A 19,627-nucleotide genomic window follows, 5' to 3' on the forward strand; every position below is an offset into this window, starting at 1 on the left:
GAGTTCCTCGAGCGGTCGGGTCCGTGCAGTAGCGTGAGATCTCGGACCCGACCGACCTGGGTACGGCACTATCAGGATGAGGAGACGCGATGACCTACTCGCCCGGCAGCCCTGACAACGGGGGCTCCAACTCTGGTGGCTACGGCGGAGGCGGACCGTCCTACGGCCCCCCGTCCACGCCGAATCAGTCCACGCCGAATCAGCCGTCGTCGGGTGCCTACCCCCAGTCGGGTCAGAACCAGCCGTTCCACCAGCCGTCGGTATCCAACCCGTTCGGCCCGCCCGTGCCAGGAACCTCCGCACCGAGCGGGTCCGCGCCGGGCACGTCCGGGCACTCGACGAAGTCGTCCGGTGCCGGGCTCGCACAACTGCCGAAGATCCTGACCTTCGTGGTGCTCGGTCTCGGTATCGTCAACTTCCTGCTCGGCCTGCTCGATTTCGTCACCGCCGAAGTGTCGTCGTCCGAGCAACTGCCCAGCGGCATCCAGACCTCGTTCAGCACCAACTTCTTCGAGTCCGGCGGAAGTGCGGCGTCGATCGCGTTCCTGCTCGCCGCCGGTCTGATCGCAGGTGCGTCGCTGCTGCAGAAGGATGCCCGGAACCAGGCCGTGATCGCGGCACTGGCCATCGCCGGATTCCTGGTGCTCGTCTTCCAGTCGTTCAGCCTGCCCAGTGCCGAGGGCAACGAGTTCGCCAGCACCAGCAGTTCGCTCGGAATCGGCGCGATCCTGGTGCTCGTGTTGGGCTTCGTGCAAGCATCGGCCGCTGTGGTTGCGCTGCTGCTCGATGCAGGCATCGTCAAGGCTCCGGCACCCAAGCAGTCCGGCTTCGGGAACCAGGGTCAGCAGTCCGGTTACGGCCAGCAGAATCCGTACAACGCGCCGACGACGTCGTTCGGTGGACCGTCCGGACCGCAGAACTACAGCAACCCGCCGGCCTACGGTCAGGCCCCGTCGAACACAGCAGGCTCGTCGAACTTCGGACAAGCGCCGAGTGGACAGACGTCCGGCCAGCACTCCTACGGTCCCGGCGCACAGTCGCCGTACGGCAATCAGCCTGCGCCGAACACCGGACCGCAGGGTGGCTATTCGCCGCCGCCCTACACCGGTCCGAGCGGTCCGCCCGCAGGGCAGGCGTACCCGCCGAACCAGTACCAGTACGGCAACCAGCCGTCCGGTTACGGTCAGCCGTCGAGCACACCCGACGAGTCCGAGTCGGGCTCACAGTCGACGCCGTACGGCGCACCGACTCAATCGTTCGGCGCGACTCCCGCGGAAGACGACAACAAGCGCGACTGATTTCGCACGTCACACTCGACTTCGCGGCGCGCCTGACCGGCGTGCCGCGTCGTTGATGCGAATCTCGTAGTGATGAGCGATCTATTGAACCGAGATACTCGACGCGCGGCCGCACGCAGTTCCCGTGTGAGCACCGGGCCTACGCCCGATCAGTCACGAACGCTCGCTGCAGTGGCCTTCAAAACCTCCGGGTTGGTGGTGGTCATCGCCACGACTCTGGTCCTGATCACCCTTGTCTCGGTCAACAGCGATCTCACCGGAACCCTCGGTGCCATCGCCGGTTCCTGGTTCGCGGTGCACCTGGTGCCGCTGAGTATCGGTGGCACGTCGATGGGCGTCGCCCCGATGCTTCCCACCCTCGTCGTCGCCTGGTCCGTCGCACGCACGGTTCACCACGCGGTGGACGAGACCACCGACCGCCGCATGGTCAGGTGGGTGTTCGCCGCGTCGATGGCCGGACCCCTCGCTTTCACGGCCATCGCTCTGGCCGTCGCCAAGGATGCGTCGACGGTCATCGGACTGTCGAGCCCCAACGCACTCGTCGCCTTCTCGTGGGTGGCCGGAGTGCACGCAGCGGCGTCGGGCACCGGCCTGATCCTCGCTCGCTGGGATGCCCTGGTGATCGATCGACATCTTCCAGATTGGGTACGCGCACTCGTTGCGCCGCTCGTGCGGTCCGTTGCGGTGCTGACGGCAGGCGGCGCCGCCATCGTGCTGTTGGCGCTGCTCGCTTCCTGGGACACCGCCGGTTCGCTGCTCGACAACGGACGCACCCTCGTCGGCATGCTGGGACTGACCGTGCTGTCGGTGCTGTACCTGCCGAACATCGTCCTCGGTGCCCTCGCCGTCGCGACGGGGTCCTCGGCGAGCTTCGGAGACGCAACGGTCAGCCTGTTCTCGACGACGGGCGGGCCGCTCCCGCCGCTTCCGATCCTCGCCGTCCTCCCCGAAGGATCCGCGCAGACGATCTGGATCGTCATGCTCGTCGTTCCCATCGCAGCGGGGCTACTCCTGGGACGCGACTGCGCGATCCGAAGCGTGGACGTCCAGGTCGCGGTCTCCTCGGTGTGGGCCGTCGCTGCAGTCATGGGAGCCCTCGCCGCGGTGTTCGGCTACGCCGCAGGCGGGAACCTGGGCACGTTCGGCACAGTCGAAGTCACCGTGTGGAGCTTCGCACTGCTGACCTTCGCCTGGCTCGGCGTCGTCGGATCCGCCTCGGCGGCCATCGTCGTGTGGCGTCGAGCAGACCCGGAACTCGACCACGAACCCCACGACCGATCCGGTACCGAGCAGCCCGTGCCCGCAGCAGAACTGGCCATTCGAGCGCCTGCGTCGGAGCCGGACGAGGCTGTCGCGGACACCGTCGTCGAGGCCGAGGTCGTCGACGAGAAGCCGGTCGAGACAGTGGAAGCAGACGATCCGATCGCGGCAGACGCCGAATCCGAGGAACCGCTCGAGGCCGAGATCGTCGCTCCGCCCCCGGCCCAGGACGACGCGTCGAGCACTGCGGAGGACGGACCTGCCCGGTAGGGGCGCGGGTCGGAGCGACTAGGCTTTCTGCTGGCTCGAACGATCCCCTCGATACCTCAGGAGTAGTGCGCTGACTGCCTTGCGTGAGACACCCGCGCGGGTCGTCGTCCTCGCGTCGGGGACCGGCTCGCTCCTGCAGTCGCTCGTCGCCGCGACAACTGCCGAGGACTACCCGGCGCGCATCGTGGCCGTCGGAGTCGATCGAGAGTGCGCGGCCGCTCGTCATGCCGACGATGCCGCGATCCCACATTTTCGTATCGGCTTGCGGGACTTCGCCGATCGGGCGGCCTGGGATGAGGCGCTCACCGACGCTGCACTGGGGTTCGAGCCCGATCTGATCGTCACCGCAGGGTTCATGAAGATCCTCGGTCCTCGATTTCTCGACGCGTTCGCCGGCCGGATCGTCAACACGCACCCAGCGCTGTTGCCGTCGTTCCCGGGTGCGCACGCCGTTCGAGACGCGCTGGACCACGGCGTCAAACTGACCGGTTCGACGGTGCATCTGGTCGATTCCGGCGTCGACACCGGGCCGATCCTGGCTCAGGAAGCCGTGCCCGTTCTCGACGGCGACGACGAAGCGGCATTGCACGAACGCATCAAGACTGTGGAACGACGGTTGCTGGTCGACGTGATCGCAGCGGTCGCAGCCAAAGGTGTCACCTCCGATGGACGAAAGGCTCAGATAATCCGATGAGTGAACGTAAAGCGGTGCGCCGCGCACTGGTCAGTGTCTACGACAAGACCGGACTGATCGAACTTGCGACCGGTTTGCATGCCGCGGGCGTCGCTCTGGTGTCCACCGGATCGACGGCGAGCAAGATCGCCGACGCCGGAATCCCGGTCACCAAGGTCGAGGACCTCACCGGATTCCCCGAAACCCTCGAGGGTCGCGTCAAGACGCTGCATCCTCGCGTCCATGCCGGGGTCCTTGCCGACACCCGCAAGCCCGAGCACCTGGCTCAGTTGGACGAGCTGGGCATCGAGGCGTTCGAGCTCGTCGTGGTGAACCTGTACCCGTTCACCGAGACCGTCGCCAGCGGTGCGACACCCGACGAATGCGTCGAGCAGATCGATATCGGCGGCCCGTCGATGGTGCGCGCCGCAGCCAAGAATCACCCGTCGGTCGCGGTTGTCGTCGACCCGAGCCGGTACGACGACGTACTCACCGCTGTCTCCGGTGGCGGATTCACGCTCGCCGAGCGCACATCTCTTGCCGCGCAGGCATTTCAGCACACCGCGGCATACGACGTCGCAGTGGCGTCGTGGATGTCGAGCGTCCTGACTCCCGACACCGAGACGGTGTTTCCCGAGTGGATCGGCGGCACCTGGGACCGCTCCGCAGTACTTCGGTACGGCGAGAACCCGCACCAGAAGGCTGCCCTGTACGTCGACTCCTCCGCTGCTGCCGGCATCGCGCAGGCTGAGCAGCTGCACGGAAAAGAGATGTCGTACAACAACTTCACCGATTCGGATGCGGCCTGGCGGGCAGCGTTCGATCACTCGGAGCCCACCGTCGCTATCATCAAGCACGCAAACCCGTGCGGCATCGCCGTCGGCACCGACATCGCCGAGGCGCACCGCAAGGCGCATGCGTGCGACCCCGTTAGTGCCTACGGCGGCGTCATCGCGGCCAACCGTGAGGTCACCGTCGAGATGGCCGAGCAGGTCGCCGAGATCTTCACCGAGGTCATCATCGCGCCGTCCTACGCCGACGGCGCGCTGGGAGTGCTGCAGCGCAAGAAGAACATTCGAGTTCTGCTCGCAGAAGCGCCGCCCACGTCGGGCGTCGAACTCAAGCCGATCTCCGGCGGGGCACTGCTGCAGCAGAGAGACGTCATCGACGCCGACGGCGACGATCCGGCCAACTGGACCCTGGCCGCCGGCGAACCCGCCGACGAGCAGACCCTCAAGGATCTCGAATTCGCTTGGCGCGCAGGACGAGCCGTCAAGTCCAACGCAATTCTGCTCGCCCACGACGGCGCGTCGGTCGGCGTCGGAATGGGCCAGGTCAACCGCGTCGACGCCGCCCACCTCGCAGTCCAGCGTGCCGGGGATCGCGTCGTCGGTTCGGTCGCGTCCTCCGATGCCTTCTTCCCGTTCCCCGACGGCTTGCAGGTCCTCATGACCGCGGGCGTCAAAGCCGTTGTGCAGCCCGGTGGTTCGGTCCGCGACAACGAAGTGATCGCTGCTGCACAGGACGCGGGCGTGACGCTGTATCTCACGGGTTCGCGGCACTTCGCCCACTAGCTGCTCCGTCGAGATCGCAGTTGTGCAGCCTTTTACACCATTTCCGCTCGCATAACTGCGATCTCGGCGATCTGTGGATGACCGAATAGTTGTCCACAGATCGCGCTGCTGGCCGTTTCGAGGGGCTCGACCCTGCCAGGGTTGAGCGATGGGGATCGAGTCAGGACCGTTTCGTGGGTCGGTTGCAGTGCAGTCCGGTTCGTTGAGCCGTCACCGACTGAGCCGCGACAATGTACGAGTGTTCCGTGACACGTATGTGCCCACGGGAACCACCCTGGATGCGCGGACCCTGGCTGTGGCGGCATCTGTGTGCGTCGGCAACAGCGCAATTGTCGCGGGTACTTCGGCGGCCGCTATACATGGCGCGCGATGGGTCGACGCCTCGGTGCCACCCACTGTGCTTGCGCTGGAAAAATCACATTCATTCCCAGGGCTGATCCTCCGGCGCGATTCGATCGAGCCTGGCGATGTGCTCGTTGTCGGCGGGGTGGCGGTGACCAACCCGGTACGGACCGCGTTCGATATCGGGCGATGGGTTCCGTCACCGCAGTCCGTGATCTTCCTCGATTCACTCATGGCCGCGACCGGCCTCGAGCGGGATGCGGTGAGTGCATTCGCGTCACTGCGTCCGAGGTGTCGGAGTATCCGGGTGCTGCTCGACGCCCTCGGTCGGGTGGATGGAGGTGCGGAATCGCCGCAGGAGACGCGCACCCGACTGTTGCTGATCGACGCTGGACTTCCGAAACCCACCACCCAGATCGACGTTCGAGATGCACGTGGTCGATTTGTCGCGCGGATCGACATGGGGTGGGAGAGGTGGCGTGTCGGGGTGGAATACGAGGGGGTGCAGCACTGGCTCGACGAGCGTCAGCGGACCCGCGACATCGAGCGGTACGAGGACTTGCAGCAGTGCGACTGGCATATCGTTCGGGTCAATTCCGAACAACTCCGCCGTCGTCCCGACGAAGTGGTCCGTCGAGTTCGGGCCAAGCTCCGTGAGGCAGGAGCACCGATCTAGCGAGATCGCAGTTGTGCAGGGGATTTGTCCAGTTCGGGTGGCATAAGTGCGAACTCGACGGAACCACAACGGACCACTAGATGGCAGCAATCGTCAAACGCTCGTAGCGTGGAGAAGTGACCTCCACCAAACCTGGCATCTCCACTCTCGGCGAACTCAAGGCATCCGGACATCGGCAGCGGTCGATCAAGGAAGAGCTCCGCGAAAATCTTTTGACGGCGTTGCGTGACGGCGAAGATCCGTGGCCGGGGATCGTCGGCTTCGGGTCGACGGTGCTGCCGCAATTCGAGCGCGCGATTCTGGCCGGTCATGACGTCGTTCTGCTGGGTGAGCGTGGGCAGGGCAAGACCCGTCTGCTGCGTACCCTCAACCTGCTCCTCGACGAGTGGGTGCCGGTGATCGCCGGTGCCGAACTGGGCGAGCATCCGTACGAGCCCATCACCCCTGCGAGTATTCGTAGAGCGAAGGAACTGGGCGACGATCTGCCCATCGAGTGGCGGCACCGGAGCGAGCGGTACGCCGAGAAGCTCGCGACCCCGGATACCTCGGTGGCCGACCTCGTCGGCGATGTCGATCCGGTGAAGGTCGCCGAGGGCCGCAGCCTGGGCGACCCGGAGACCATTCACTTCGGTCTGGTTCCGCGGAGTCACCGCGGCATCGTGGCCATCAACGAACTTCCCGACCTCGCCGAGCGCATTCAGGTGTCGCTGCTCAACGTCATGGAGGAGCGCGACATTCAGGTCCGCGGCTACACCCTGCGGCTCCCGCTCGACGTCATGTTGGTGGCCAGCGCCAACCCCGAGGACTACACCAATCGCGGACGCATCATCACCCCGCTCAAGGACCGCTTCGGTGCCGAGATCAGAACGCACTACCCGCTCGAGCTGGACGCCGAGGTAGCCGTCATCGATCAGGAAGCGGACCTGCAGGCCGAGGTCCCGGCATACCTGCTCGAGGTGCTCGCTCGATTCACTCGACTGCTGCGCGAATCGCCGTCGGTCGACCAGCGCTCCGGCGTCTCGGCACGATTCGCGATCGCCGCTGCCGAAACGATCGCTGCCGCAGCGGTTCACCGCGCCGCGATACTCGGCGAAGCGGACGCCGTGGCGCGGCCGGTGGATCTGGGAACGATCATCGAGGTGCTGCGCGGCAAGGTCGAGTTCGAGTCGGGCGAAGAAGGCCGCGAAATCGAGGTTCTCGAACACATGCTGCGACGCGCGACGGCCGATACCGTCCGGGCACACTTGGGCGGCCTGAACCTCGCGGCGTTGGTGACGGCCGTCGAGACCGGCGACCCGATCGTCACCGGCGATCGCATCACCGCAAAGGCTCTGCTCGACGAGCTGCCCGACGTGGCCGTGATCGGCGACATCACCGAGCGGTTGAAGGCGACCTCGGACGGCGAGAAAGCAGCCGCCGTCGAACTGGCACTCGAAGGTCTCTACCTCGCGCGGCGGATCTCGAAGGATCCCGACGACGACGGCCAGACGGTGTACAGCTGATGCGTCGCTCCAGGTACGGGCGCTATCACGAGGGCCCGGATCCACTGGCTCCTCCCGTCGATCTGCGGGAGGCGTTGGATGCGATCGGCGAGGACGTCCTCGAGGGGGCGTCGCCTCGCCGGGCGTTGCAGGAGATGCTGCGGCGCGGAACGAAGAACATGCGCGGGCTCGACGACCTCGCGGCCCAGGCTGCCAAGCGTCGCCGAGATCTGTTGAAGCAGAACAACCTCGATGGCACGTTGCAGGAAGTGCGTGAGCTGCTGGACAAGGCGGTGCTCGAGGAGCGTAAGGCGTTGGCGCGTGCCCTCGACGACGATGCGCGGTTCCAGGAGATGCAGATCGGCGATCTGTCTCCGTCGACCGCCCAAGCGGTGCAGGAGCTCTCGGATTACGACTGGCGTTCGTCGGAGGGGCGCGAGAACTACGAGAAGATCAAGGATCTGCTCGGCCGCGAGATGCTCGATCAGCGATTCGCCGGCATGAAGCAGGCTCTCGAAGGTGCCACCGAGCAGGATCGCCAGGCCATCAGCGAGATGCTGAAGGACCTCAACGAACTGCTCGACGCCCACAACAAGGGCGAGAACACCGACGAGCAGTTCGACGAGTTCATGAACAAGCACGGTCAGCATTTTCCGGAGAATCCGAAGAATGTCGACGAGCTACTCGATTCACTGGCGGAAAGGGCTGCCGCCGCGCAGCGACTACGCAACTCTCTGACTCCCGAGCAGCGAGCCGAGTTGGATGCGTTGGCGCAGCAGGCCTTCGGTGATTCGAACCTGCTGGATCAGCTCGATCAACTGGATCAGAATCTGCAGCAGGCCCGGCCCGGTGAGGATTGGGACGGTTCGCAGAACTTCCGCGGCGAGAACGGAATGGGTCTGGGCGACGGTACCGGGGCCCTGCAGGACATTGCCGATCTCGAGAATCTGGGCAATCAGCTCTCGCAGCAATACAACGGGGCAGCGTTGGACGATATCGACGCCGACGCGTTGCTGAAGCAACTCGGACCGGAGGCTGCGGCCGATGCCCGGATGCTCTCCGAGCTCGAAAAGGCGCTGCAGCAGCAAGGTTTCATGGACAAGGGTGCCGACGGTCAGTGGCGTCTGTCGCCCAAGGCGATGCGTCAGCTGGGGCAGTCGGCGCTGAAGGATGTCGCGGGAAAGCTGTCTCGACGCGGCGGCGAGCGAGATACGCGTAAGGCCGGCGCGATGGGAGAGCCGACGGGAGCGTCGCGCACCTGGGAATTCGGCGACACCGAACCGTGGGACGTGACCCGCACGGTCAACAATGCCGTCTTGCGTACGGCTGCACAGGGATCGGGCTTTCCGGTGCAGCTACAGGTGACAGATGTGGAGATCAGCGAGACCGAAACCCGGACGCAGGCTGCGGTGGCGTTGTTGGTCGACACGTCGTTCTCGATGGTGATGGACGGCCGCTGGGTACCGATGAAGCGCACCGCACTGGCTCTGAATCATCTGGTGAGCACTCGATTCCGCGGGGACGATCTGCAGCTGATCGGATTCGGCAGGCATGCACAGACTTTGACGGCCTCGGAGCTCGCCGGCCTGGACGGTGCCTACGATCAGGGCACCAATCTGCATCACGCGTTGATGCTCGCAGTGCGGCATCTGCGTCGGCATCCCAATGCGCAGCCGGTGGTCTTGATCGTCACCGACGGTGAGCCGACGGCTCATCTGGAGCCGGACGGCCATGCGTATTTCGATTACCCGCCGTCGTCGAAGACGTTGGGTTTGACGGTGCGTGAGCTCGATACCGTCGCGAAACTCGGTGCGCAGGTGACGATTTTCCGTCTCGGTGACGATCCCGGTCTGGCCCGGGTGGTCGACAAGATGGCCGAGCGGGTCGGCGGCCGGGTCATCGCGCCGGATCTGGACGGATTGGGTGCTGCGGTGGTGAGCGACTACCTCAAGCGTCGGCGATCGTAGTCATTTCTCAGCTGCCTTGATGTCGACCGAGACTCCGCCCCAGAAGGCGAGTCCGGTGATGACCACTCGGGGAGCACCGGGGTGAGTGGCGCTGACGTGCTCGAATCCGCCCATGATTCCGGTGCCGCGGACCTCGACGCCGATGCCGGGCGGCACGGTGATCTCGATGCCGCCCATGATCGCGACGCAGTTGATGGTGGTTTCCTGGGCCGAGAACGTCGCTCGGCGTAGGTCGAGTTGCACTCCGCCCCAGAAGGCGAGGGCGTCGATGCGTGCGGCGACGGTCCATTCGCCTTTGCGAACCGATCCGCTCATGATCGCGATGGCCCGATCGGTCTGGGGCGCACCGGTGTGCGTCGTCTGCGGAGGTGGGGTGAGGGCCAGATCGTCGGTCAACAGGTCCAAGTCGCCGTAGGTCTTCGCTCGGTACGCCGCGGCCGTCCGCTCGTCGTACTCGGTGACGGTCAGTTGACCGTTGGCGAACGCGTCGCTCAGCAGCTGCGCCACGAGGTTGCGATCGGCATCGGCAGCGCGCACCGTACTTCGATTTCGGTCGGGTAGTTGGTCGCTCACCGGTCGGACATTACCGGCGACCGGGTCAGGCCGCATTCAGGATTGCGCGATGACCCAGCGGCGACGCCAGCGTGATCTGCATGGTGGCGTAGACGGCAACCATGATGCAGGACTTGTCCTCGGCGTCCGGTCTGGTCCCGGTACGCAGTTCGATCGTGACGGCCGAATCGGTCTCGGTCACCGTCGCGTCGGCTCCGTAGCACTCGGGCGTGCCGGTGACGAAGTGCACCGCGATGGTGTTGGGGGACACCTGGCTCCACGACTCGAACGGAGTGGTCGTCGCGCGGATCAGATCCGGGGTCGACTCGAACATCGTGCCGACGTCGCCGACGGGAACTTCGTGGGGCACGGGCGGCGCGCTGGGTTGCTGGACGAACCCGATGGGGGTGGTGGAGTTCGTTGTCGGTGTCGTCTCGTCGTCGTCACCGGCGGCGGTGCTGCAGCCGGCCAAGAGCAGGCACAGCATGACACCTGCAGCGAGAAACCTCATGAACCCAAAGTAGCGCTGGGAGCTGAGGAGAACCTTTGTGTTCGTCTCATGCCAGCAGCACCGTGACGAGTGCGATGACGGGAATCGAGACCAGTGTGGTGACGAATGCCGTGTCGCGGGCCAGAACGACCCCTCGCTGGTAGCGGCTCGCGAAGACGAAGACGTTCTGCGCGGTGGGCAGTGCCGAGACGACGACGATGGCGAACAGGTCGTGCCCGTCGAGGCCGAAGACGAATCGGGCCATCAGATACCCGAGCAGGGGTTGCAGCGCCATCTTGAACAGGGTCGCCAGAGCCACGTCTCGTCGCGGGCTGATGCCCTTCTGCAGTACCCGCGCGCCGTACAGCGACAGTCCGAACGCGAGCAGTGCACCAGGAACGGAGAGGTTGCCGACGAGTTGGAACGGCTGCATGAGCGCCTCGGGGAGCTCGAATCCGGTGATCGACAGTACGAGACCCGCGGCCCCGGCCAGCACGATCGGGTTTCGGAACGGCGTCGTGACCGTCTTGAACAGAGAGACCTCGTCGATCTTGGTGGAGATGTCGAGGACGGTCACCGCGATCGGCGTGTAGATCATGATCTGGAACAGCAGCAGGGGAGCGACGAAGTTGGCGTCGCCCAGAACGAACACGGCGATCGGGATACCGAGGTTCGCGGCATTGACGTAGGAGCTCGCGAGGGCGCCGACGGTCGCGTCGGGCACGGCGCGTTTCAGCGCGAGCTTCGCGATGACGAAGTAGATGGCCCCGACGAGCAGCGCTGTGGAACCGGCGACGGCAAGAACGGGGGACAGGATGACCGACAGGTCCGAATTGGCCAACGTGACGAACAGCAGCGACGGCGTCGCCACGAAGAAGACCAGTCGGCTCAGAACGAACTGGCCGTGTTCGCCGAGGACTTTCAGATGGGCGAGCAGGTAGCCCAGTGCGATGACGACGAAGATGACGGTGAAGCCTTCGAGAACGCCGGACATCGTAGAACTGCTCGTTTCTTGCTGGGAACGACAGAAAGGCCACGTAGCCCAGGGCTACGTGGCCTTTCTCGAAAGCTGATTCAGCGGCTGGTGAACGGCAGCAATGCCATTTCACGAGCGTTCTTCACTGCAACAGCGACCTGGCGCTGCTGCTGCGGGGTGAGCCCGGTGACCCGGCGGCTACGGATCTTGCCGCGGTCGGAAATGAACTGACGAAGAAGGTTGATGTCCTTGTAGTCCACCGTGGTGACCTTGGCGGCGTTCAACGGGTTCTTCTTCGGTCGACGTCCCGCCTCTGCGCGGACCTTCTTCGACGGTGCTCTCTTGACTGCCATCTCTACCTTTTCCCTTACCAGCTCGACTTGTGGACGCCTGGCAGCTCCCCGCGGTGAGCCATCTCGCGCATCTTCACGCGGGACAGCCCGAATTTCCGTAGGTAACCGCGCGGACGTCCATCCGCAGCGTCACGATTGCGCAATCGTACCGGACTCGAATCGCGTGGCAGACGCTGCAGTGCCGCCTGGGCCCCCGCGCGCTCGGAATCGCTGCTCGAGGGCTTGCGAATGATCTCTTTGAGCTCGGCGCGACGCGTTGCCCAGCGCGCGACGACGACCTTGCGTTGTTCGTTCTTCGCGATCTTCGATTTCTTGGCCACCGGTCAGCGCTCCTCTCGGAAATCGACGTGCTTGCGGACGACCGGGTCGTACTTCTTCATCACGAGCCGGTCGGGATCGTTGCGACGGTTCTTGCGGGTGACGTAGGTGTAGCCGGTACCGGCGGTCGACTTGAGTTTGACGATGGGACGGACGTCGGTGCTCTTGCCCATCAGATCTTCTCCCCACGTGCGCGGATCTTGGCCACCACGGCGTCGATGCCGTCGCGGTCGATGGTCTTGATGCCCTTGGCCGAGAGCGTGAGGGTGACGCGGCGTCCGAGGCTGGGGGCGTAGTAGGTCTTGCGCTGGATGTTGGGATCCCACCTGCGGCTGGTGCGCACGTGGGAGTGCGAGACCGACTTTCCGAAGCTGGGGGTGCGGCCGGTGACTTGGCAGTGCGCTGACATGAGCACTCCTTTCTTGTCGTTATGACAATCGTTTTCGACAAAGCGTTCAAGCGAATGTAGCGTGCATCCTCAGAGAATGACAATCGTTGTCGAGAAGAAAGGCGCTCGTGAACACATCACCGGACGATCGAACCCCGATGGTCCTCGTCTCCGGCTGGACCGGAGCCATGGACGCTGTCGTGACATCGCTGCTCGCGCCGGGAACTGTCGCAGTCCGCCACGACCTGAGCCGCGTCACCGAGGGCGTCGTACGCCGAACGTTGTTCGTCCTGGGTGAGAACCCGCGCGAGACGATCTTGGAACTGGCGCACGGCTGTGTCTCCTGCACGCTGCGCGAGGACCTGCTGCCGCTGCTACGTGCACTGTCGAGTCGCAGCAGTGTCGATCGCATCGTGCTCGTTCTGGACCCCGCGCTCGAGCCCGAGGCGTTGTGCTGGGCGGTGGACAACGTCACCGTCGCCGACGTGGTGGGGCAGATCGACGGACCGGCCTCGAGGGACGTACGTATCGAGGCCGTGATCGGCTGCCTCGACGCCGCAACCTGGCTGGCCGACGCCACCGGCGACGACACCTTGGCCGACCGAGGCATCGTCGCGAGTGGGGATGACGATCGAACCGTCGCGCAGTTGGTAGTAGGCCAGGTGGACTACTCCGACGCGCTCGTCGTCACCGCAGGTCCCGATGTCGACGCGTGGGAGCGTGCAAGGCTTGCGGCTGTCCTCGCGCGGTTGGCACCGAACGCACCCGTCGTCTGGGTTCCGCAGGACTCGATGGTCGACGGCCCAGCAGTTCTCGCGTCCGTGCCCTTCGATGCCCGGCGCGGTGAGATCACCGACGCCCACTCGCCGCTGCTGCGCGGCCAGCCGCCCTTGTCCGTCGACTGCGGAGTCGCACTAGTGGAGTTCACTGCAACTCGGCCGTTCCATCCCGAACGACTGCACGAGGCCATCGACGTGTTGCTCGACGGCGTCGTCACCGCTCGCGGACGGGCATGGGTGGCCACGCAACCCGACGAAGCGCTGTGGATCGAATCGGCCGGCGGCGGACTACGGGTGGCGAGCGCCGGAAAGTGGCTTGCGGCAATGACTCCGGTGGAACAGGATCGCGTCGACACCACCCGGCGAGCGATGGCTGCGCTGCGGTGGGACGAGCAATTCGGCGATCGAGACACGTCGTTGGTGATCTTGGTACATCAAGCCGACCCCACCGAGATCGACCGAACTCTGCAGTGGGCGTTGGTGTCCGACGACGAGATGACCGATCCCGCTCAGTGGGCCACGTGGACCGACCCGTTCGGCCAATGGCACGAAGACCCCTGCGAGAGCAGCGAATCCCCGTACGCAGACCAGTCACGAGAGGCAACAGAATGAAGCCAGGCATCCACCCCGATTACCACCCGGTGGTGTTCCAGGACTCGAGCACCGGGAACAAGTTCCTCACTCGATCCACCGTCACGTCCGCCCGCGAGACCGAGTGGGAAGACGGCAACACCTACCCCCTGATCGTCGTCGACGTCTCGTCCGAATCGCACCCCTTCTGGACCGGGGCGACACGCGTCATGGACACCCAGGGACGCGTCGAGAAGTTCGAGAAGCGCTACGGCCGTCGAAGCCGAAAGGAGGCGTGAGACATGGCTGTTCCGAAGAGAAAGATGTCGCGTTCCAACACGCGTAGCCGACGGGCACAGTGGAAGGCCGTCGCCCCAGATCTCGTGACCGTGCGTTTTCAGGGCCGTGAGTTCAGAGTGCCGCGCAGGTTGGTCAAAGCGGTCCAGGCCGGGGTGTACGACCCGAGCTGACCCCCCGCTCGTGCGCGTTGTGCACCCTTCCAGGTACGCACAACGCGCACGAGGGCGGAGCCCGGTACGTTTGCTCGATGGACGGAACGGAACCTTCGTCGAAGGACGTCAAGCGATGGCGGCAGTATCTCGCCGACGAGCGGGCCGAGGCCGCCGTCTATCGCGACCTGGCGGGTCGGCGCAGCGGCGAGGAACGCGACATTCTGCTCGAGTTGGCCGACGCGGAAGGTCGCCACGAACAGCATTGGCGAAATCTGCTCGGCGATCGCGTCGGGATGCCACTCAAAGGCGACATTCGTACCCGGATACTCGGTGTGCTGGCGCGCCGCTTCGGATCGGTGTTCGTACTCGCCCTCGCGCAACGCGCCGAGACCCGCTCGCCCTACGCGACCGACGCGGATGCCACCGACGCGATGACGGCCGACGAGCAAATCCACGCCGAGGTCATCCGGGCATTGGCTGCGCGCGGCCGTAATCGACTCTCGGGAACCTTCCGCGCCGCGGTGTTCGGTGCCAACGACGGATTGGTCAGCAACCTCGCCCTGGTGCTCGGCATCAGCGGATCCGGAGTGTCCAACCACATCGTGTTGGTCACCGGACTCGCCGGACTGCTCGCCGGTGCGCTGTCGATGGGAGCAGGCGAATACGTCTCGGTGCGCTCGCAACGCGAACTGCTCGAGGCATCGTCGCCCGACAGCGCCGCGAATGAGGCCGTTCAACACCTCGACGTCGACGCCAACGAACTCGCCCTCGTCTACCGCGCTCGCGGAATGACCCACGAGGAAGCCGACGCGAAAGCCGCGGACGTCATTCGACTGCTGCCCGCCGTCGAAGAACCGGCCACCGACATCGACGAGCACGAATCCATCGGCACCGGACTCGGTGCCGCCGCAGCGAGCTTCTGCTTCTTCGCCTCGGGTGCGGTCATCCCAGTGTTGCCGTACCTGTTCGGCCTCGAAGGCTATGTGGCCCTTGCCGTTGCCGCGGTACTCGTCGGACTGGCACTGATCTGTACGGGTCTGATCGTCGGACTGCTCAGCGGCGGCCCGCCCGTCAAACGCGCACTGCGCCAACTCGCCATCGGATACGGCGCGGCCGGGGCGACGTATCTACTGGGACTCGCATTCGGTGGGGGAGTGTAGGTTCCGATTATTGGGCCGGAATGCACAGTAGCGACGCACATCGACGGGATCCCGGCTGATCAGCGCAACTCTGTGCATTCTGTCCCGTCTCCCATCCTCGCCGGGCGAATTAATTAGCTCGCGTCGGAGACTTTCAGCTCGATAGGGTCATCGCCATGCGCGCCACTTGTCTGCCCTGCGCGGCTCTCGACACGAGAGTCCGTCCGAGCATTGTGCTGCGCGCATATTCAATCGAGCTGTGTGCTGCTCTCACCGGCAAACAGCGACCCATCGAATAGCTCTCTCTCGACGAGGGGGCAGAAAGGAACATCATGCCCCCGAACAAGGTGGGCTTACGGCTGCTCAACTGGGCGTCACAGCTCGAGGACAAGACGCTCGAGCAGGCTCGCGAAACAGCATCGATGCCGTTCGTGCATCCACACGTCGCCCTGATGCCCGACGCGCACAGCGGCATGGGAAGTGCTGTAGGAACAGTCATTCCGACGTTGGGTGCCGTGATTCCCGCCGCCGTCGGTGTCGACATCGGCTGCGGAATGATCGGTGTCCGAACAGAATTCACCCTCGATGACCTCGACGGACGGAACCTGACGGATTTGCGACTCGCCATCGAGGCCAGCATCCCCCTCTCGCCCGGCAACTACAACGTCGGTGTCGATCGATGGCAGTTCACTGCGCCAAAGCTGCTCGAACTCGAGGAGTTGGCGGCCAGGGACGGTGTAGAGCTGAACCACTCACCTCAGTGGCGGGAGCAGCTCGGTTCGTTAGGCGGCGGCAACCACTTCATCGAGTTGTGCCTCGACGAAACCGATCGAGTCTGGCTGTTTCTGCACAGTGGGTCGAGGGGCGTCGGCAACAAGATCGCGAAGAAGCACATCGGGATTGCGCAGCGTCTGTGTGCGCAGTGGTGGATCTCGTTGGCGAACAAGGACTTGGCGTACCTGCCCGAGAGCTCCCGTGAATTCGGGCATTACATCAGAGATCTGAGGTGGGCGCAGCGGTTCGCGTACCTGAACCGGGCCGAGATGATGGACCGGTTCGGCGCGGTATTTGCCGAATGGATGGGAACGGATGACCACCGCGAGGTCGAGCGGATCAATTGCCATCACAATTACACGGTGAAGGAAACGCACTTCGGCAAGGACGTGTGGCTCACCCGTAAAGGTGCAGTGGACGCACACGAGGGTGTGAAGGCGATCATTCCCGGATCAATGGGAACGCGCTCGTACGTGGTGGTCGGAAAGGGTTCCAAGGCCGGCCTGTGCTCGGCACCCCACGGTGCCGGTCGGCAGTTCTCTCGGACCGAGGCCAGGAAGCGGTTCACCCACGAGAACCTGCAGGAGCGGATGAAGGGGATCGAGTTTCGCGACAGTGCAGACTTCATCGACGAAATTCCCGACGCCTACAAGTCCATCGATGTCGTGATGGAGGACGCGCGCGACCTGGTGAGCGTCGAGCACGAGCTACGCCAGATTCTCAACGTCAAGGGGACCTGACGGATCCGGGCCTCAACCTGTTGAACGACGAAGGACGCGCCACCGAGATCACTCTCGGTGCGCGTCCTTCGTGGCGTTAGGGGAGGAGAAGACTCACTCCTCTTCGGGGCACGAGAAGGTGATGGTCACGTTGCTGCGGTCGATGGGCGCGAAGTACACCGAGCGCAGGGCAGTTGCTTCGCGATCTGCGAGTTCGCATCCGTTGATGGGGCCGTCGAGCTTGACCAGCATCAGGTTGCCGCTGTCCTTGATGATTGCTCGCGCGGCGGAGATCGACTTGCCCTCGATCTTGTCCTTGAAATCGGGCACGTCGGCGGCCTGCGCCAGCGGGGCGAATCCGACCGCACAGGCAATGGACAGTGCAGCTACGGTCAACGACTTCTTCAGCATGACTTCTCCTCGGTTTTCAACTGTTGGCTCCCGTTGACTGGCTGCAGCCACAGGGGCGCGTGCAATCACCGGAGGTGTATAACTCACGTCGAACTTCAGCCAACGGGCGCTGACCTCAAGTTTCGTGATCAGAGTAACAGCGGATCTCGCGGGCGGCGGGGCAGTTGGCCCACGAACTGGACGTGTTCGAGGCCGCGTATGTCTGTTTCGGTTGGACGAGCACACCGGCATGCGCTCGATTGCTTGTGTTTCGCCCAATCTTTGTCCGTGGTCGGCCCCGATACCCGCACCACCGATCGATGGCCGGCGCGGGGCTTTCCTCCCCGACGGGATTGTCCACGTTCGTCCCGTTGTGCATCGGTGTTCTCCACTTGTTCACCTGAAGTGCTCCATTCCGTTCAGCGCCTGACGGGCCTTCACGGTCACCATCGATTCATGACGCTCAATCCCGCAGGCGAGACCGTCGCGACCGGAATTCCGGGGACGCTCGCCGAGAACATGACGATGGCCGAGCAGCACGACTGGCATCGGTCGTTCCTGCGGCGGCACCCGGTGAGTCGACGCAACTTTCTGGTCGGTGCCGCAGCGACGGCAGCCGCGGTGGGCGTCGGGAATTCGGTGTTCGCGCGCACCGCCTATGCGCAGGACGCGCCGCTGGCGGTGGCCGGTCGACACATGGGCTTCGGCAACGACCCGGCGACGCAGTTGCGATTCTCCGCTCAGCTTTCCCGTAATCCCGGCATCACCGGTGTCTTTCTCGATCACGGCCCGACGCCTGCACTGGGAGCGACGACCTCCGCCGAGGTGCGCAACCTCGTCAGCCAAGTCCCGCAGACCGATGGCGGCATTCTGTCGGCCGAGCAGTACTACGTGCATGTGCCCGTCGACAATCTGACGCCCAAGCTGCCGCACTATTACCGATGGCGTACCGCAGACGGTTTCGTCAGCGACATTCGCAGTGCATCTCCCGCGCTGCCGACCGGACGCATCGCTCCGTTCCGCTTCACCATGATGGGGGACCAGGGCGTCGACGAAACACCCTCGCAGCCAGCGGGTCTGGTGGCCGGCGACTACGACGACCTGTACTACAAGGCCGACAACGAACCGTCGGTCAACCACGCGCGCAACATCAATCGCCAGATCGAGGCGTCGCGTCCGGACTTCCACATTCTTGCCGGCGATATCGCCTACGCGGACCCGTCGGGTGCCGGTCTGCCACCGCAGTTCGCGGGCCACGGCAAGACGCCACCGAAGGGGTTCGACAAGTTCAATCCCTTCGTCTGGGACGGCTATTTTCAGGCCATCGAGGCCAGCGCATCGACGGCACCGTGGTTGTTCGCCACCGGCAATCACGACATGGAGGCGCTGTACAGCCCCAACGGATACGGTGGCCACGCGGCACGTCTCGATCAGCCCAGTACTGGCCCGAAGGGGTGCCCGTCGGCGTATTCGTTCGTGTACGGCAACACCGCGGTGCTCTCGCTCGACGCCAACGACGTCAGTTACGAGATCAAGGCCAACACCGGCTACAGCGGCGGAGCCCAGAACACCTGGGTGGAGCAGACTCTCGCCAAGTATCGGGCAGACCCGAACATCGACTTCATCGTCTGCTTCTTTCATCACTGCGCCTACTCGACCACGTCGACGCACGCGAGCGACGGCGGCGTACGTGACGCGTGGGTATCGCTGTTCGACAAGTACGAGGTCGACGTGGTGCTCCAGGCGCACAACCACGTGTTCGAGCGCACCGATCCGATCCGCTCCAACCGTGCGACGCGGGTCGCCGGCGACAACGCCACGGTTCGCGGAAAGACCGACGGCACCGTGTATTACACCGTCGGCGGGGGTGGCCGTCCGCGTTACACGTTCCAGGACGGCGAGGGCGTCAGCTACCGGGGCCACGAGTTGCCGGACACGGCTGTTCCGAACAGCTACGTCTGGGCACCCGACGGCACCAAGGCGGCCGAGTCGATCACGTGGTCGCGCGTGAGATTCCTGAACTACTCGTTCGTCAGAGTCGATGTGGTGCCGGGTATTCCGGGTATCAAGGCCAGCACGATGTCCATCGGAGCGATCGACGAATACGGCAACGAATTCGATCGCCTCACCTTCGAGCGCGACATCCCGGTGGGCCCGATCTTCGGTTCCTCCTGACTGCCCATGTG

Annotated in this window: 21 protein-coding genes; 13 read left to right on the top strand and 8 right to left on the bottom strand. The window is 64.6% G+C overall.

Features of this window, described 5'->3' with window-relative positions; all coding sequences use genetic code 11:
• Positions 1–89 precede the first annotated feature (89 nt).
• The 7 genes from ASH04_RS13860 to ASH04_RS13890 all read left to right on the top strand — a co-directional run bounded on the left by ASH04_RS13860 (position 90) and on the right by ASH04_RS13890 (position 9,541).
• Positions 90–1,298 (top strand): DUF5336 domain-containing protein, encoded by a 1,209-nt coding sequence (locus ASH04_RS13860; RefSeq protein WP_057473741.1) that lies wholly within the window; start codon positions 90–92, stop codon positions 1,296–1,298.
• 72 nt (positions 1,299–1,370) lie between these two features.
• Positions 1,371–2,828: a cell division protein PerM gene (locus tag ASH04_RS13865; protein WP_200937320.1), complete on the top strand. Its 1,458-nt coding sequence runs from the start codon at positions 1,371–1,373 to the stop codon at positions 2,826–2,828.
• Positions 2,829–2,907: 79 nt separating this feature from the next.
• Positions 2,908–3,522, top strand: coding sequence for a phosphoribosylglycinamide formyltransferase (gene purN / locus ASH04_RS13870; protein ID WP_032371247.1), 615 nt, complete (start codon positions 2,908–2,910; stop codon positions 3,520–3,522).
• A complete protein-coding gene (purH, locus tag ASH04_RS13875; RefSeq protein ID WP_032365922.1) occupies positions 3,519–5,075 on the top strand; it encodes a bifunctional phosphoribosylaminoimidazolecarboxamide formyltransferase/IMP cyclohydrolase in 1,557 nt (518 codons plus the stop codon). Before purN ends, purH begins: the two co-directional genes overlap by 4 nt.
• 469 nt (positions 5,076–5,544) lie before the next feature.
• Positions 5,545–6,093, top strand: coding sequence for an endonuclease domain-containing protein (locus ASH04_RS27215; RefSeq protein WP_235580005.1), 549 nt, complete (start codon positions 5,545–5,547; stop codon positions 6,091–6,093).
• Positions 6,094–6,209: 116 nt separating this feature from the next.
• Complete coding sequence (locus tag ASH04_RS13885; RefSeq protein ID WP_057473744.1) at positions 6,210–7,595, top strand: ATP-binding protein; 1,386 nt, start codon at positions 6,210–6,212, stop codon at positions 7,593–7,595.
• The gene (locus ASH04_RS13890; protein ID WP_032365919.1) at positions 7,595–9,541 is read left to right on the top strand and encodes a vWA domain-containing protein; all 1,947 of its coding nucleotides are present in this window, start codon (positions 7,595–7,597) and stop codon (positions 9,539–9,541) included. Before ASH04_RS13885 ends, ASH04_RS13890 begins: the two co-directional genes overlap by 1 nt.
• Here ASH04_RS13890 and ASH04_RS13895 read toward each other — a convergent pair whose 3' ends face one another.
• From ASH04_RS13895 to rpmB, 7 genes are all read right to left on the bottom strand, one after another.
• Positions 9,542–10,114 carry a DUF1707 SHOCT-like domain-containing protein gene (locus ASH04_RS13895; protein WP_032371242.1) on the bottom strand — a complete coding sequence of 191 codons (573 nt, stop codon included), beginning with the start codon at positions 10,112–10,114 and terminating at the stop codon, positions 9,542–9,544.
• A 25-nt stretch (positions 10,115–10,139) separates the two neighbouring features.
• Positions 10,140–10,604, bottom strand: a complete 465-nt coding sequence (locus tag ASH04_RS13900) for a hypothetical protein (protein ID WP_057473745.1) — start codon at positions 10,602–10,604, stop codon at positions 10,140–10,142.
• Between the two features lie 46 nt (positions 10,605–10,650).
• Positions 10,651–11,577, bottom strand: coding sequence for an AEC family transporter (locus tag ASH04_RS13905; RefSeq protein ID WP_032365917.1), 927 nt, complete (start codon positions 11,575–11,577; stop codon positions 10,651–10,653).
• Positions 11,578–11,657: 80 nt separating this feature from the next.
• On the bottom strand, positions 11,658–11,912 hold the full coding sequence (gene rpsR, locus ASH04_RS13910) for a 30S ribosomal protein S18 (protein ID WP_008719028.1): 255 nt from the start codon (positions 11,910–11,912) through the stop codon (positions 11,658–11,660).
• A 14-nt stretch (positions 11,913–11,926) separates the two neighbouring features.
• Entirely contained in the window at positions 11,927–12,232 is a 306-nt protein-coding gene (gene rpsN, locus ASH04_RS13915) for a 30S ribosomal protein S14 (RefSeq protein WP_032365916.1), read from the bottom strand.
• 3 nt (positions 12,233–12,235) lie between these two features.
• The gene (rpmG, locus tag ASH04_RS13920; protein ID WP_170944568.1) at positions 12,236–12,406 is read right to left on the bottom strand and encodes a 50S ribosomal protein L33; all 171 of its coding nucleotides are present in this window, start codon (positions 12,404–12,406) and stop codon (positions 12,236–12,238) included.
• A complete protein-coding gene (gene rpmB / locus ASH04_RS13925; protein ID WP_032365915.1) occupies positions 12,403–12,639 on the bottom strand; it encodes a 50S ribosomal protein L28 in 237 nt (78 codons plus the stop codon). Before rpmB ends, rpmG begins: the two co-directional genes overlap by 4 nt.
• Positions 12,640–12,776: 137 nt before the next feature.
• Between rpmB and mrf the strand changes: the two genes are divergently transcribed.
• The 5 genes from mrf to ASH04_RS13950 all read left to right on the top strand — a co-directional run bounded on the left by mrf (position 12,777) and on the right by ASH04_RS13950 (position 17,072).
• Positions 12,777–14,009 carry a ribosome hibernation factor-recruiting GTPase MRF gene (gene mrf / locus ASH04_RS13930; RefSeq protein WP_032365914.1) on the top strand — a complete coding sequence of 411 codons (1,233 nt, stop codon included), beginning with the start codon at positions 12,777–12,779 and terminating at the stop codon, positions 14,007–14,009.
• Positions 14,006–14,266: a type B 50S ribosomal protein L31 gene (locus tag ASH04_RS13935; protein ID WP_032365913.1), complete on the top strand. Its 261-nt coding sequence runs from the start codon at positions 14,006–14,008 to the stop codon at positions 14,264–14,266. Before mrf ends, ASH04_RS13935 begins: the two co-directional genes overlap by 4 nt.
• A 3-nt stretch (positions 14,267–14,269) precedes the next feature.
• On the top strand, positions 14,270–14,437 hold the full coding sequence (gene rpmF, locus ASH04_RS13940) for a 50S ribosomal protein L32 (protein WP_027496033.1): 168 nt from the start codon (positions 14,270–14,272) through the stop codon (positions 14,435–14,437).
• Between the two features lie 77 nt (positions 14,438–14,514).
• Entirely contained in the window at positions 14,515–15,579 is a 1,065-nt protein-coding gene (locus ASH04_RS13945) for a VIT1/CCC1 transporter family protein (RefSeq protein ID WP_032365912.1), read from the top strand.
• A 311-nt stretch (positions 15,580–15,890) separates the two neighbouring features.
• Positions 15,891–17,072, top strand: coding sequence for an RtcB family protein (locus ASH04_RS13950; RefSeq protein WP_057473746.1), 1,182 nt, complete (start codon positions 15,891–15,893; stop codon positions 17,070–17,072).
• A 93-nt stretch (positions 17,073–17,165) separates the two neighbouring features.
• Here ASH04_RS13950 and ASH04_RS13955 read toward each other — a convergent pair whose 3' ends face one another.
• Complete coding sequence (locus ASH04_RS13955) at positions 17,166–17,462, bottom strand: hypothetical protein (RefSeq protein WP_032371238.1); 297 nt, start codon at positions 17,460–17,462, stop codon at positions 17,166–17,168.
• Between the two features lie 435 nt (positions 17,463–17,897).
• On the opposite strand from ASH04_RS13955, the gene ASH04_RS13960 reads away from it, so the two are divergent.
• Positions 17,898–19,616, top strand: coding sequence for a metallophosphoesterase (locus ASH04_RS13960; RefSeq protein WP_032390813.1), 1,719 nt, complete (start codon positions 17,898–17,900; stop codon positions 19,614–19,616).
• Positions 19,617–19,627: the final 11 nt, after the last annotated feature.

It is taken from the genome of Rhodococcus sp. Leaf233 (assembly GCF_001426165.1).
In the GTDB taxonomy this organism is placed as follows: domain Bacteria; phylum Actinomycetota; class Actinomycetes; order Mycobacteriales; family Mycobacteriaceae; genus Rhodococcoides; species Rhodococcoides fascians.